The sequence below is a fragment of the Acidovorax sp. HMWF029 genome (assembly GCF_003060895.1).
Classification (GTDB): domain Bacteria; phylum Pseudomonadota; class Gammaproteobacteria; order Burkholderiales; family Burkholderiaceae_C; genus Acidovorax.
This window is the reverse complement of record NZ_QAIH01000138.1, coordinates 1-13,114: the sequence shown is the minus strand read 5'-3', so window position 1 is coordinate 13,114 and position 13,114 is coordinate 1. Positions and strand designations below refer to the sequence as shown.

Genomic DNA, 13,114 nt, shown 5'->3' with positions numbered 1-13,114 from the left:
AGGCTAAGCCGGTGTAGCTCAGTCGGTAGAGCAGCTCATTCGTAATGAGAAGGTCGGGTGTTCGATTCATCTCTCCGGCACCAAATGAAAGCCCCTGATTCGCTAGAGTCAGGGGCTTTTTGTTTTTTAGGGCGTTTTACAGACTGTTTACAGACTCCTTGATCCATTTTTCCGACCCGCCCAAGTCATAAGCGCCAGATGTCCTGACGATTCTTATCGCGAAAGCATGACCTGATCGCAGCCGCCACGACCAAGCAGACAAGCGCCCACCAGCATGGCTCACATTCCCGAGCCCTAGCCGACGCCGTACTTCCGACCACCGCGTCAGCAGAAGGCTGTGGTTCTCCCAAAATGGGGCTTCGGCCATACTCATGTCGGTGCCTCACCCTTGGGCAAAAAAATCCGCACGCCCTTCCAGACCACAAACTGGCGCCACCCACCTGGGCGTTTTCTCATCTTTCGGAGTGGAGATGCATCGATTCAACGCGCCAGGCACCTCAAACATGGGAAACCTGCTGAAGTTCGGTATCCGGTGCAGCGCATTGCAGATGGTCTCTTTCTGATTTGCAAATAGCATCAACTCGGGCAGACTGCGCTCAAACAAAGCACTTCACCCTTCCTCGCAGGCCCGCGTTAGTGCAAAGCACCCTATACCCACCTCCAACAACAGATCACGACCATGAACGCTGAACGCAGAGCTGTCACAGACCGGCGCAACGGCAAGGACCGAAGAGAGACGGAAGCAGGCCCCCCGACCAACTTTGAACAGCGGCGCAATGTCGAAGCACGACAACCCGAACTGACAGAGTTGCACCTAAGCGACGATGAACTTGAAGCACTAGGGTTTGCGCCAAGGAAATCCGCCCCTCAAAAATCGTAATTCAGATGCCACCTCTGCGATGGCGGCTGCGCGAGCGTCACCGCAGCACGATCAACACACGACGCCACGCCACCTGAATCCGGGTGAGCGGCCATCCGCCAGCCAGGGCAAAGTGGGCATCAGAAAGCACCGTGTGGCGCCCTCGTCACGCGGGCGTTGACACCTTTGCCCGCACAGGCCACTCAGCCGCCGATCCCAGGCAGCGTGATCACGCGGTGCGCCACCATATCCAGCGCGGGCCGAGCGTTGCCCTGCTTGTCGGTCCACAAACGCGGAGAAAGGCTGCCCGACAGCGCCACGGAGTCGCCGTCTTGCATTGCGTGCATTGCGGTACAGACCGCTGCATCAAACGCGATCACATTGACAAACAGCAGTTCCCCATCGGCAGTGCTGGCACGCACCTTGGCCAAGATGAAGGTCTTGCCCGCCTTGTCCGTGCGCTGCTCGGTCTCGCCATACAGCCTTCCGGCCACCAGTCCATCGATCATGAGGATCCTTAGCCCTCTGCGGGCGTTTCTTTGTTCCGCTGCCGCTGCTTTAGCCACAGCGCCAATGAAAAGGACTGCGATCCAATAGCCTGCGCAAAGTCGGTGCTGAGGCGCAAAAGCAAAAAAGCCCAGAACCTTTTGGTTCTGGGCTTTTGCTATCAATGGTCGGCGTGGCGGGATTCGAACTCGCGACCCCTTGCACCCCATGCAAGTGCGCTACCAGGCTGCGCTACACGCCGACAAGACTTAGATTATATACACAAAAAACATCAGCTCAGAGAAAGTAGCGCACGAATCTCAAATAACTCTTTGCGCACGGCATTGGAGTCCAATGCAAAGCCTCCCGAAGGGATCGACAGATCGGCAGCGCTGTCAATCAGCATGCTCGGCGACTCGCTATCCAGCGGCTCCATCGCACCGCCCACCGCAGTCTCTTCACGCGCCGGGTGGGTCAGCTCCTGAAGGCGATTGCGGGCCCCGCTGATGGTGAAGCCCTGGTCATACAGCAGATCCCGGATACGGCGGATCATGAGCACCTCGTGGTGCTGGTAGTAGCGCCGATTGCCACGCCGCTTCATGGGGCGCAGCTGTGTGAACTCCTGCTCCCAGTACCGCAGCACATGGGGCTTGACGCCGCACAACTCCGCAACCTCACCAATCGTGAAGTATCGCTTGGCAGGAATGGAAGGAAGGGTGGTGCCCATGGAATGCGGGTTCAAACCGGAAAGCTGATAAGCGTACTGCAGACGCGCCAAGACTGCCAGCTACCAATCTCTTCTTGAGAACAAAAACGGTACAAGCTCACACTGCAGCCGCGGTCTGAATCTGCTCCTTGAGCTTGCTGCTGGCATGGAAAGTCACCACCCGGCGTGCCTTGATGGGAATAGCCTCTCCGGTACGCGGATTGCGCCCCGGGCGAGGTGCCTTGGTGCGGATCTGAAAGTTGCCAAAGCCCGAAAGCTTGACGTCCTTGCCCTCGACCAGGCTCTGCGCAATCAGGTCGAAGAACGCATCGATCATGTCTTTGGACTCACGCTTGTTCAAACCAATCTGATCGAACAGGAGATCGGCCAGCTGTGCCTTGGTCAATGCCGGGGTCTCCAGGCTTTCGACGGCGAACTCGATCATGGTGTCACTCCCTCTCTCGGTCAATGTCATCATTGTCATCAAACACGCAGTCGCGCACCGGTGCGCTGCACCAGTTGATCGACGATGGCCTGCACAGCGCCCTCGATCTCGGCTTCGGTCAGCGTGGCCTCGTCGCGGGCCAGGGTCAGACGGACGGCCAGGCTCTTCTCGCCTTGCGCCAGAGCGCCGGCCGGAGCCTCTTCGCCAGCACGCAGCGACTTGGGACGGTACACGTCGAACAGAACTGCAGAGCGCAGCAAACCACCAGGCGCCGCCTGCTGAATGACCGACACGATCTCGGCGTGCGTCACGCGCTCAGCGACGACCACAGCGATGTCACGCTCAACAGCCTGATGCTTGGCTACCGACTTGAACTGCGGCACCACACGCTGCAGCACCGCGTCGAGCTCTAGCTCGAACATCACAGGCGCCAAGGGCAAGTCCCAGGACTGGCGCCACTGCGGATGCAGCTCGCCCACGAAACCGATGGCGCGACCATCAACCAGCACCCGAGCGCAGCGCCCGGGGTGCATGGCAGGATGGGTCGCAGGCTCGAAGCTCGCCTGCAAGGGGGCCAGCAAAGCCTCCACATCCCCCTTCACATCGAAGAAATCGATGGCCTGCTTTTCACGCCCCCACTGCAGGGCATCGTTCTGGCCATATGCCAATCCCGACACCCGCATGGGCTGGTCGAACCCTTCCACGGTGGTGTCGGTGTTGCGCACAGCGGCATCACGCAGGAACACGCGGCCCAGTTCGAACACGCGCACCCGCTGCGCCTTGCGGTCCAGGTTGAATTTCAACACCTGCAACAGCGAACCCAGCAGGGTCGAGCGCATCACGCTCATTTGGCTGGCGATCGGGTTGAGCAGCTTGATGGGCTGCGCGTTCGCGGCCAGCTCGTGCTCCCAACGCTCTTCCACAAAGCTGAAATTGATGGTCTCCTGGTAGCCCAGTCCAGCCAGCGACCGACGCACCGCAAACGGGCTACGCGTGGCCTCAGCTGGCAACTTGGGCGTGATAGGCGCCAGCGGCGGCGTTGTGGGCAGGTTGTTGTAGCCCACCATGCGCGCCACTTCTTCGATCAGGTCTTCTTCGATGGTGATGTCAAAGCGATACGCAGGCGGCGTGACGGTGAGCGTGCCGTCGCCCTGCACCACCGACAGGCCCAGGCGCACCAAAACGTCAGCGCATTGCGCCTGGGTCAAGGGCATGCCGATGACCTTGGCTGCGCGCGCCACCCGCAACGTGACGGGCTGCGGCACCGGCAGGTTCAGCGACTGGTCGTCCATGGGGCCGCACACTGTTTCGGGCGTGCCACAGATGTCGATGACCAGCTGGGTAATGCGCTCGATGTGCTCCACCGTCAGACTCGGGTCCACACCGCGCTCAAAGCGATGGCCTGCATCGGTCGAGAAGTTGAAACGACGGGAACGGCCTGCCACCGCCTTGGGCCACCAGAAAGCGGCCTCGATGTAGATGTGCTTCGTGTCGTCAGACACCGCCGTGGCATCGCCACCCATGATGCCAGCCAGCGATTCCACCTGGTGGTCATCTGCGATGACACCCACTTTGTCGTCCACCGTGATCGTGTTTCCATTGAGCAGCTTGAGCTGCTCGCCAGCCTTACCCCAACGCACATCCAGACCACCGTGGATCTTGTCCAGGTCAAAAATATGCGAGGGACGACCCAGCTCGAACATCACATAGTTGGAGATATCCACCAGGGGCGACACGCCGCGCTGGCCACAACGCGCCAAGCGGTCGAGCATCCACTGGGGCGTGGCAGCCCGCGTGTTCACGTTGCGCACGATGCGACCGGAGAAGCGGCCGCACAGGTCAGGGGCGCTCACCCTCACGGCCAGCTTGTCGGACAGCTTTGCAGCCACTGCGGGGAACGACGGCTGCTGCAGCGGCACACCGGTGAGTGCCGACACTTCGCGCGCAATACCGTAAACGCTCAAGCAATGCGCCAGATTGGGCGTGAGCTTGAGGGTGAACAGCGTGTCGTCCAGGTTCAGGTGCTCGCGGATGTCCTGGCCCACGGTCGCGGAGGCATCCAGCTCCAGCAGACCGCCATGGTCTTCCGACAGTTTGAGTTCGCGCGCCGAGCACAGCATGCCCTGGCTTTCCACGCCACGCAGCTTGCCGACCTTGATGAGAAAGGGCTTGCCATCATCACCGGTTGGCAACTCGGCACCCACCAGGGCGCAAGGCACCTTGATACCCACGCGCGCATTGGGCGCACCGCAGACGATGTTGAGCAGGGCGCCCTGCCCCACATCCACCTGGCACACGCGCAAGCGGTCGGCGTCAGGGTGCTGGACGGCCTCCTTGATCTCGCCCACCACGATCTTGGTGAAAGGGGGCGCCACCGGGCGCAGCTCTTCCACCTCCAGGCCAGCCATGGTCAGCGTTTCGGCCAACTCAGCCGTCGTCAAAGGGGGGTTGCAGAACTCGCGCAACCAGGATTCAGGAAATTGCATAGTCGGACACTCTTGTTCGGAAGGTGCCGCGTGAGGCCAGCAGGCCCGCCACGCAGCGAACGAAATCGGCTGGTGTTACTGAAACTGCGAGAGGAAACGGATGTCGCCGTCAAAGAACAGACGCAGGTCGTTCACGCCATAGCGCAGCATCGTCAGGCGGTCGGGGCCCATGCCAAAGGCAAAGCCGATGTATTTTTCAGGGTCCAACCCCATGTTGCGCACCACGTTGGGGTGCACCTGACCGGAGCCAGCCACCTCCAGCCAGCGCCCCGCCAGCGGACCGGTCTGGAACTGGATGTCAATCTCGGCGCTGGGCTCCGTGAAGGGGAAAAAGCTCGGGCGGAACCGCAGCACCAGGTCGTCGCTCTCGAAGAAGGTGCGGCAAAACGCCGTGAATATGACCTTCAAGTCCTTGAAGCTCACGTTCTCGCCGATCCACAGGCCTTCGCACTGGTGGAACATGGGCGAGTGCGTGGCGTCGCTGTCCACGCGGTAGGTGCGGCCCGGCGCGATCACGCGGATCTCGGGCATGGGCTGGCCGGCGTCGAGCAGCGCGCGGTGCTTCTTCACATGCTGCACCGCGTGGCGGATCTGCATGGGGCTGGTGTGGGTGCGCAGCAGGTTGGGCGCCTCGGGGGTGCCACCTTCCACGTAGAAGGTGTCGTGCATGGAACGCGCGGGGTGGTCTTCCGGCGTGTTCAGTGCGGTGAAGTTGAACCAGTCGGTTTCGATCTCGGGGCCTTGGGCCACATCAAAACCCATGGAGCCAAAGATACCCTCGATGCGCTCAAGCGTAAGCGACACCGGGTGCAAGCCGCCCTGCCCGCACTGGCGGCCCGGCAGGCTCACATCCAACGCTTCGGCCTTGAGCTGGACCTGCAGCTCTGCGTCGGCCAGCGCCTGGCGGCGTGCCGTCAGCGCGGCTTCAATGGCCTGCTTGGCCACGTTGATGGCGGCACCACGAGATTTTTTTTCCTCGACGGAAAGCTGCGCCATGCCCTTCATGAGCTCCGTCACACGGCCCGACTTGCCAAGAAACTGCGCCTTGGCGTTTTCCAGATCTGCGGGAGTGGCGCTTTGGGCAAACAGTTGCGTCGCGCTTTCAACCAGGGAATCCAACTCGTTCATATCGACTCTTGAAAATGAACAAGGGCTAGTGCCTTTTCAAGCCCTAGCCCTTGCTGTTATTGCGCAAGCAGCTATCAGAACGATAGCCGCTCATCGTGAACTCAAGCAGCCAGCTTGGCCTTGACTTGCTCCACGATGCTGCCAAAGGCAGCCTTGTCGTGCACTGCGAGGTCGGCCAGCATCTTGCGGTCGATCTCGATGGATGCCTTCTTCAGGCCGTTGGCGAACTGGCTGTAGGTCAGACCCAGCTCACGGGCAGCGGCGTTGATACGGGCGATCCACAACTGGCGGAACACGCGCTTCTTGGTGCGGCGGTCACGGTAGGCATATTGCCCAGCCTTCATTACCGCCTGTTTGGCGATACGGAAAACGTTACCGCGGCGACCACGGAAGCCCTTGGCAAGGGCGAGAACTTTCTTGTGACGGGCACGGGCCGTTACACCACGTTTGACGCGAGGCATGTATGTACTCCTTGTTCGTCAGTTATTAAAGGCCAGCGCTTGGCAGCATTTGTGCGATCGAGCCCATGTTGGTCTCATGCACAGCAACTGCACCACGCAGATGGCGCTTGTTCTTGGTGGTCTTCTTGGTCAAGATGTGACGCTTGAAGGCTTGACCGCGCTTGACGGTGCCACCGGGACGAACGCGGAAACGTTTTTTCGCGCTGCTCTTGGTCTTCATTTTGGGCATGTGAATGCTCCTTTTTCATTGTGCTCGTGAGGCGTTTGCAAACCGATCTGCAAACTTGTTGGCCCCGAGCCACTTTTTCGAAAGACTTTCGCCTCTCGTTTGGCAGTGCTTGCGCACCACCTTCAAGCACCACGCCCATTCAAGCGCAGCGCTCAAATCTTGACAGTCAACCCACCACCATTCAGGCAGCCGCACCCGGCGCCGGAGCAGCTTCTGCAGCAGGCTTGGCAGCAGGCTTCTTGCGGCCTGGTGCAATCATCATGATCATCTGGCGGCCTTCCAGCTTCGGAAACTGCTCGATGATGATGGTGTCTGCCAGCTCGTCGCGAATGCGGTTGAGCAGTGCAAGGCCCAATTCCTGGTGCGTGATCTCGCGGCCACGGAAGCGCAGCGTGATCTTGCACTTGTCGCCATCCGCCAGAAAACGGCGGATGTTGCGCATCTTGATGTTGTAGTCGCCATCGTCCGTCCCGGGGCGGAACTTGACTTCCTTGATCTCAATGACCGTCTGCTTGGCTTTGGCTTCCGCCGCACGCTTTTGCTCTTGGTACTTGAACTTGCCGTAGTCCATGAGGCGGCACACCGGTGGATTTGCAGTGGCAGCAATTTCCACCAAATCCACATCCAGCTCGCCAGCCATGCGCAGGGCTTCCATCAGGCTGACAACACCCAAAGGCTCGTTATCAGGGCCGGAGAGACGCACTTCCGGGGCCATGATTTCACGGTTCAGGCGGTGCTTGCGCTCTTCACGGTGGCGACGATCACGAAATTCAGTAGCGATGGCTATCTTCCTTGAATCAAAACACTACAATTTTTGTAGCAACAACCGCACAACTGGCAGGCGCCAAAGCACTTTTTCATGCAAGAATCAGGCTTTGGTGGCGATGTCTTGGGCGATCAGCTCAGCGAACGCTTCAACGGACATCACGCCGAGGTCACGATTGCCCCGGCCGCGCACTGCGACGGCTCCTGCAGCCTTCTCCTTGTCGCCCGCGACAAGGATGTACGGCAGCTTTTGCAACGAATGCTCACGTATTTTATACGTAATCTTCTCGTTGCGCAGATCGACCGCAACCCTAAGGTCTTGATTCGGCAGCGCTTTTTGCAATTTTTCGGCAATTTCGCGACAGTAATCAGCTTGGGCATCCGTAATGTTGAGCACCGCAACCTGCACGGGAGCGAGCCAGACAGGGAACGCGCCGGCGTAGTGCTCAATCAGCATGCCGATGAACCGCTCCATGCTGCCAACGGTTGCACGGTGCAGCATTAGCGGGCGCTTTCGACTGCCATCTTCAGCTACGTACTCGGCATCCAGCCGCTCAGGCAGATTGGGGTCGATCTGCATCGTGCCGCACTGCCACTGGCGACCCAGCGCGTCTTTCAGCGTGTATTCGATCTTGGGACCATAGAAGGCCCCCTCGCCTTCAGCGATCTCGAATTCACAGCCCGAATAGCGCAGGCCATCCATCAGCGCCTTTTCGGCACGATCCCAAGCCTCTTCAGTGCCAATGCGCGCCTCAGGGCGCGTGGCCACCTTGTAGATGATGTCCGTGAATCCGAAGTCCTTGTAGACCTTCTGCACCAATGCCGTGTAGTTGGCGCACTCCTCCTGCACTTGCTCTTCGGTGCAGAAGATGTGGCCGTCATCCTGCGTGAAGCCGCGCACGCGCATGATGCCGTGCAGGCCGCCCGTGGGCTCATTGCGGTGGCAGGCACCGAACTCGCCGTACCGCAATGGCAGGTCGCGGTAGCTCTTGATCCCCTGCTTGTAGATGAGGATGTGGCCAGGGCAGTTCATCGGCTTGAGCGCGTACTCGCGCTTTTCCGATTCGGTCGTGAACATGTTGTCGCGGTACTTGTCCCAGTGGCCCGTTTTCTCCCACAGGCTCTTGTCCAGGATCTGCGGACCCTTGACTTCCTGGTAGCCGTTGTTGCGGTACACGCGGCGCATGTACTGCTCCACCTCTTGCCACAACGCCCAGCCCTTGGGGTGCCAGAAAACGGTGCCGGGCGAGTGCTCGTCCATATGAAACAGGTCGAGTTCACGGCCGAGCTTGCGGTGGTCGCGCTTTTCAGCCTCCTCCAGCATCGTGAGGTACTGCTGAAGCTCATCTTTCGTGGACCACGCCGTCCCATAGATGCGCTGCAACATTTCGTTGCGGTGATCGCCGCGCCAATAGGCGCCCGCCACCTTCATGAGCTTGAAGAACTTGAGCTTGCCCGTGCTGGGCACATGCGGGCCACGGCACAGATCCTCGAAGTTGCCTTCGCGGTACAGACTCACATCCTCATTGCTGGGGATGCTGGCGATGATCTCGGCCTTGTAGTGCTCGCCCAGGCCATTGAAATAGGCCACAGCCTCGTCGCGCGGCAACACGCGGCGCACTACAGGCTCGTCCTTGGCGGCCAGCTCGGTCATGCGCTTTTCGATGGCAACCAAGTCCTCGGGCGTGAAGGGGCGCTTGTACGAGAAGTCGTAGAAGAAGCCGTTTTCGATCACCGGGCCGATGGTCACCTGGGCTTCAGGAAACAGTTCCTTGACAGCATAGGCCAGCAAGTGGGCTGTGGAATGGCGAATGACCTCCAGGCCATCGGCGTCCTTCGCTGTGATGATGGACAGCGGGCTGTCGGCCGTGATCTGGTAGCTGGTGTCCACCACTTTGCCGTCAATCTTGCCGGCCAGGGCCGCCTTGGCCAGACCGGTGCCGATAGAGGCCGCCACTTCGGCCACCGTGACAGGGCCCGGGAATTCGCGCTGCGAGCCATCAGGAAGCGTGATGTGAATCATGGGAGTAACTCTTTCTTTTCAATCAGTGCAATGGGTGCGGGCACGCGCCAGGCCCAGAAAACAAAAAAGCGCGGAACAGGTCCGCGCTTTTTGGAGGTGTGTGCAATCTCGTGCAGGCGCGAACAGCCAACCTTAACGGCCGGTCAACGTCTCCGATGTAGTTCGCGGTGTCATAACCAGATTGCCTTTCTCGCTCTTGTGCAGTGAATTTGCTGGCATTTTAACCTTGCCGCCAACAAAAAAGCCCGAAGCAGGTGCTTCGGGCCTTCATCCGGTGCATTTTGCGCCACACCCAAGCGGCGCATCAACCCCTCAGATCAGTGGAACTGCTCTTCTTCGGTCGAACCCGTCAGGGCCTTCACGCTGGACGAGCCGCCCTGGATCACCGTGGTCACGTCGTCGAAGTAGCCTGCGCCCACTTCCTGCTGGTGCGACACGAAGGTGTAGCCCTTTTCGCGTGCTGCGAATTCTGGCTCTTGAACCATTTCGGTGTAGTGCTTCATGCCTTCGCCGCGAGCGTATGCATGGGCGAACTGGAAAGTGTTGAACCAGTTGATGTGGATGCCGGCCAGCGTGATGAACTGGTACTTGTAACCCAGAGCCGACAGGTCGTCCTGGAAGGAAGCGATCTGCTTGTCGTTGAGGTTCTTCTTCCAGTTGAACGAAGGCGAGCAGTTGTACGACAGCAGCTTGCCGGGGCAAGCGGCATGCACGGCTTGTGCAAATTCACGGGCGAAGCCGATGTCTGGCACGCCGGTTTCGCACCACACCAGGTCGGCGTAGGGGGCGTAGGCCACGCCACGGCTGATGGCTTGCTCCAGGCCGTTCTTGACGCGGTAGAAGCCTTCTTGCGTACGCTCGCCGGTCAGGAAAGGCTTGTCGTTGGCATCGTGGTCGGACGTGATCAGGTTGGCGGCTTCTGCGTCGGTGCGGGCCAGCACGATGGTGGACACGCCCATCACGTCAGCAGCAAAACGTGCAGAGATCAGCTTTTCGCAGGCTTCTTGCGTAGGCACCAGCACCTTGCCGCCCATGTGACCGCACTTCTTCACGGCAGCCAGCTGGTCTTCGAAGTGAACGCCAGCGGCGCCGCTTTGAATCATGTTCTTCATCAGTTCGAAGGCGTTCAGCACGCCGCCGAAACCAGCTTCAGCGTCAGCCACGATGGGCAGGAAGTAGTCGATGAACTCCTTGTCGCCAGGGTTGATGCCACGGCCCCACTGGATTTCGTCGGCGCGCTTGAAGGTGTTGTTGATGCGGCGGACCATGGTGGGCACCGAGTCATACGCGTACAGCGACTGGTCGGGGTACATGGTTTCCGACGTGTTGCCGTCAGCAGCCACTTGCCAGCCCGACAGGTACACGGCTTCGAGGCCTGCCTTGGCTTGCTGCATGGCTTGACCAGCAGAGATGGCGCCGAAGGCATTCACGTAGCCCTTCTTGGCACCGCCGTTGATCTTGTCCCACAGCTTTTCAGCACCGCGCTTGGCCAGAGTGTGCTCAATGGGCAGCGAGCCACGCAGACGCACCACGTCGGCAGCGGAGTAACCGCGCTTCACACCCTTCCAGCGGGGGTTGGTCGCCCAGTCTTTTTCCAGGGCGGCAATTTGCTGTTCGCGGCTCAGTTGTTCGTTGAGGGATTGGGGCATGAGATCACTCCAGGGGTTGGTTGAAAACGCCGGGCTGCTGTGTGCCGCCCTTGAAGACAACTTTAAGTCTTCTATAAGACTTGCGCAAGCTCTTATGTCTTATAGAAGAGATAAATTTTCTCCTTTTAAAACAACAACTTAACCATGGTATTTCTCAATACAGAAATTGATTTCTCATATCGAGAAAAATTGCGGCAATGCAACATCTATCGCATTCCGCATCAAGAAAAATTGCTTTCACATTACGGGAATTTCAATCGCTTTCACCAGCCACTGCGCGGAGCCAGTCGCCGTGCGGGATCTCCGGGGCTGCCAGCACATGCTGCGGGTTGATCTCGTACACCAGACACTCCAGCGATCGCCCCGCCACCTGCACGACCACCTCCCGCCGGACGTACTCGTCGCCAGGTTCGCCCCGCACGCCCTCGATACCGTCAAGCACCGCCTCCAGCGCGGGCGTGATGGCATAGACCTCGCCCACCACGCACCGGTCACCTCCCAGCAACATGCCCGGGTAGGCCCCCAGGTGGTAAAGCAACCCGGCCACTTGCGCGGGCCCTACATAACGGGGCGCGGGCGTGAGCCGCGTGATGTCATTGCTGCCGGTACGACGCAGCGTGCCGTAGACAAAAACGCAGCGGGGTGGCCGGGCGGGCACGGATTCGTCGGGCATGATGCGCACTCTTTTTTTGAACAGCGCCCCAGTCTAGTGAACACGCCCAACCGCCCCTTCGCCTATCTGTGCCTGGCCCTCAGCATGGCGCTGGTGGGCAGCTACGTAGCCCTGTCCAAGCCACTGGCGGCCGTGTTGCCGGTGTTCCTGCTGGCCTGGATGCGTTTTGGCATCGGCGGCATGGCCATGCTGCACTGGCTCAAGAAACCGGCGGATGAGCCCCCACTGACCGCGCAGACCAAACGGTTACTGTTCCTGGAGTCGTTCCTGGGCAACTTCCTGTTCACTATCTGCATGATCTACGGCGTGAGCCTGACCGATGCGGTGTCGGCCGGGGTGACCTTGGCTGCCATTCCGGCTGCAGTCGCGCTGATGGGCTGGGCTTTCCTGCGCGAGCGGGTAGCGCCACGCACCTGGTTGGCTGTCGTCTGCGCCGTAGCAGGCATTGCGCTTTTTTCACTATCAAAATCAGAGCACTCAACCCATGTTGGTCAGGCGGTGGCAGCCAAAAATACTCAAAATCTGGCTTGGCTGGGGCAATTGCTGCTGGTGGGGGCCGTGGTCTGCGAGGCGGCCTACACAGTGATCGGAAAGAAGCTCACGGGTAGCCTGGGGCCCAAACGCATCACCGCCCTGATCAACCTGTGGGGCTTTGTGCTGACCACGCCGTTCGGGCTGTACTTGGCACTGGGCTTCGACTTCGGCGCCGTCGGCTGGGGCACCTGGGCCTTGCTGCTGTTTTATGCCATGGCAGCCTGCATGTGGACCGTGTGGCTATGGATGACAGGACTCAAGGTCGTTCCCGCCGCACAGGGTGGTGTGTTCTCGGTGCTGTTGCCGGTCAGTGCTGCGCTGGTGGGCGTGCTGGTGCTGGGCGAGTCGCTCACAGACATGCAACTGCTCGCGTTTGCGATCGCGCTGGCCAGTGTGCTGATGGCCACTCTGCCCTCACGCGTTTCACTGCGTGTGGGACAGGGTGACCGCCCCCGCTGAACCGCCCCGGCGGGGGCCGGATTTGGCAGTGACCGGGCCATCAGGCCCTTTTTTCAAGCCGTGAGTGCCTGCGCGCTGACCACGATGCCGTCGGCATCGGCATAAAGCCAGTCACCCGGCCGCACACACACTCCCTGGATCAGCACCGCCACATCGCGCTGGCCTTCGTCCCGGCGCTCGGTGGGCAGCGGTATCAGCGCCAGAGCCCGGA

Annotated in this window: 12 protein-coding genes, 2 tRNA genes and 1 pseudogene; 2 read left to right on the top strand and 13 right to left on the bottom strand. The window is 60.2% G+C overall.

Annotated features, from left to right (window positions below; all coding sequences use genetic code 11):
• Window positions 1–7: 7 nt before the first annotated feature.
• A tRNA-Thr gene (locus DBR12_RS09430) sits at window positions 8–83 on the top strand.
• A gap of 979 nt (window positions 84–1,062) precedes the next feature.
• On the opposite strand, the gene DBR12_RS09420 is transcribed toward DBR12_RS09430, so the two are convergent.
• The 12 genes from DBR12_RS09420 to DBR12_RS09365 form a co-directional block, all read right to left on the bottom strand.
• Window positions 1,063–1,368, bottom strand: a complete 306-nt coding sequence (locus DBR12_RS09420; RefSeq protein WP_108617002.1) for a single-stranded DNA-binding protein — start codon at window positions 1,366–1,368, stop codon at window positions 1,063–1,065.
• Window positions 1,369–1,530: 162 nt separating this feature from the next.
• Window positions 1,531–1,607 (bottom strand) — tRNA-Pro (locus DBR12_RS09415).
• A 30-nt stretch (window positions 1,608–1,637) separates the two neighbouring features.
• Window positions 1,638–2,072, bottom strand: coding sequence for a MerR family transcriptional regulator (locus DBR12_RS09410; RefSeq protein ID WP_108617001.1), 435 nt, complete (start codon window positions 2,070–2,072; stop codon window positions 1,638–1,640).
• A 97-nt stretch (window positions 2,073–2,169) separates the two neighbouring features.
• Complete coding sequence (locus DBR12_RS09405; RefSeq protein WP_108617000.1) at window positions 2,170–2,496, bottom strand: integration host factor subunit alpha; 327 nt, start codon at window positions 2,494–2,496, stop codon at window positions 2,170–2,172.
• A 38-nt stretch (window positions 2,497–2,534) separates the two neighbouring features.
• Window positions 2,535–4,982, bottom strand: coding sequence for a phenylalanine--tRNA ligase subunit beta (gene pheT / locus DBR12_RS09400; protein ID WP_108616999.1), 2,448 nt, complete (start codon window positions 4,980–4,982; stop codon window positions 2,535–2,537).
• A gap of 75 nt (window positions 4,983–5,057) precedes the next feature.
• Window positions 5,058–6,110, bottom strand: a complete 1,053-nt coding sequence (gene pheS, locus DBR12_RS09395) for a phenylalanine--tRNA ligase subunit alpha (protein WP_108616998.1) — start codon at window positions 6,108–6,110, stop codon at window positions 5,058–5,060.
• Window positions 6,111–6,211: 101 nt separating this feature from the next.
• Complete coding sequence (rplT, locus tag DBR12_RS09390; protein WP_005795139.1) at window positions 6,212–6,571, bottom strand: 50S ribosomal protein L20; 360 nt, start codon at window positions 6,569–6,571, stop codon at window positions 6,212–6,214.
• Between the two features lie 25 nt (window positions 6,572–6,596).
• Entirely contained in the window at window positions 6,597–6,800 is a 204-nt protein-coding gene (rpmI, locus tag DBR12_RS09385) for a 50S ribosomal protein L35 (RefSeq protein ID WP_055402683.1), read from the bottom strand.
• A 181-nt stretch (window positions 6,801–6,981) separates the two neighbouring features.
• A complete protein-coding gene (gene infC, locus DBR12_RS09380) occupies window positions 6,982–7,587 on the bottom strand; it encodes a translation initiation factor IF-3 (RefSeq protein ID WP_108616997.1) in 606 nt (201 codons plus the stop codon).
• Between the two features lie 81 nt (window positions 7,588–7,668).
• On the bottom strand, window positions 7,669–9,588 hold the full coding sequence (gene thrS / locus DBR12_RS09375) for a threonine--tRNA ligase (RefSeq protein ID WP_108616996.1): 1,920 nt from the start codon (window positions 9,586–9,588) through the stop codon (window positions 7,669–7,671).
• A 317-nt stretch (window positions 9,589–9,905) separates the two neighbouring features.
• A complete protein-coding gene (gene aceA / locus DBR12_RS09370) occupies window positions 9,906–11,237 on the bottom strand; it encodes an isocitrate lyase (RefSeq protein WP_108616995.1) in 1,332 nt (443 codons plus the stop codon).
• Between the two features lie 253 nt (window positions 11,238–11,490).
• Window positions 11,491–11,910 (bottom strand): gamma-glutamylcyclotransferase, encoded by a 420-nt coding sequence (locus DBR12_RS09365; protein ID WP_108617023.1) that lies wholly within the window; start codon window positions 11,908–11,910, stop codon window positions 11,491–11,493.
• A gap of 36 nt (window positions 11,911–11,946) precedes the next feature.
• On the opposite strand from DBR12_RS09365, the gene DBR12_RS09360 reads away from it, so the two are divergent.
• The gene (locus tag DBR12_RS09360) at window positions 11,947–12,903 is read left to right on the top strand and encodes a DMT family transporter (protein WP_108616994.1); all 957 of its coding nucleotides are present in this window, start codon (window positions 11,947–11,949) and stop codon (window positions 12,901–12,903) included.
• Between the two features lie 53 nt (window positions 12,904–12,956).
• On the opposite strand, the pseudogene DBR12_RS09355 reads toward DBR12_RS09360, so the two are convergent.
• A pseudogene (locus DBR12_RS09355) lies at window positions 12,957–13,114 on the bottom strand (ribonuclease); the annotation flags it as partial.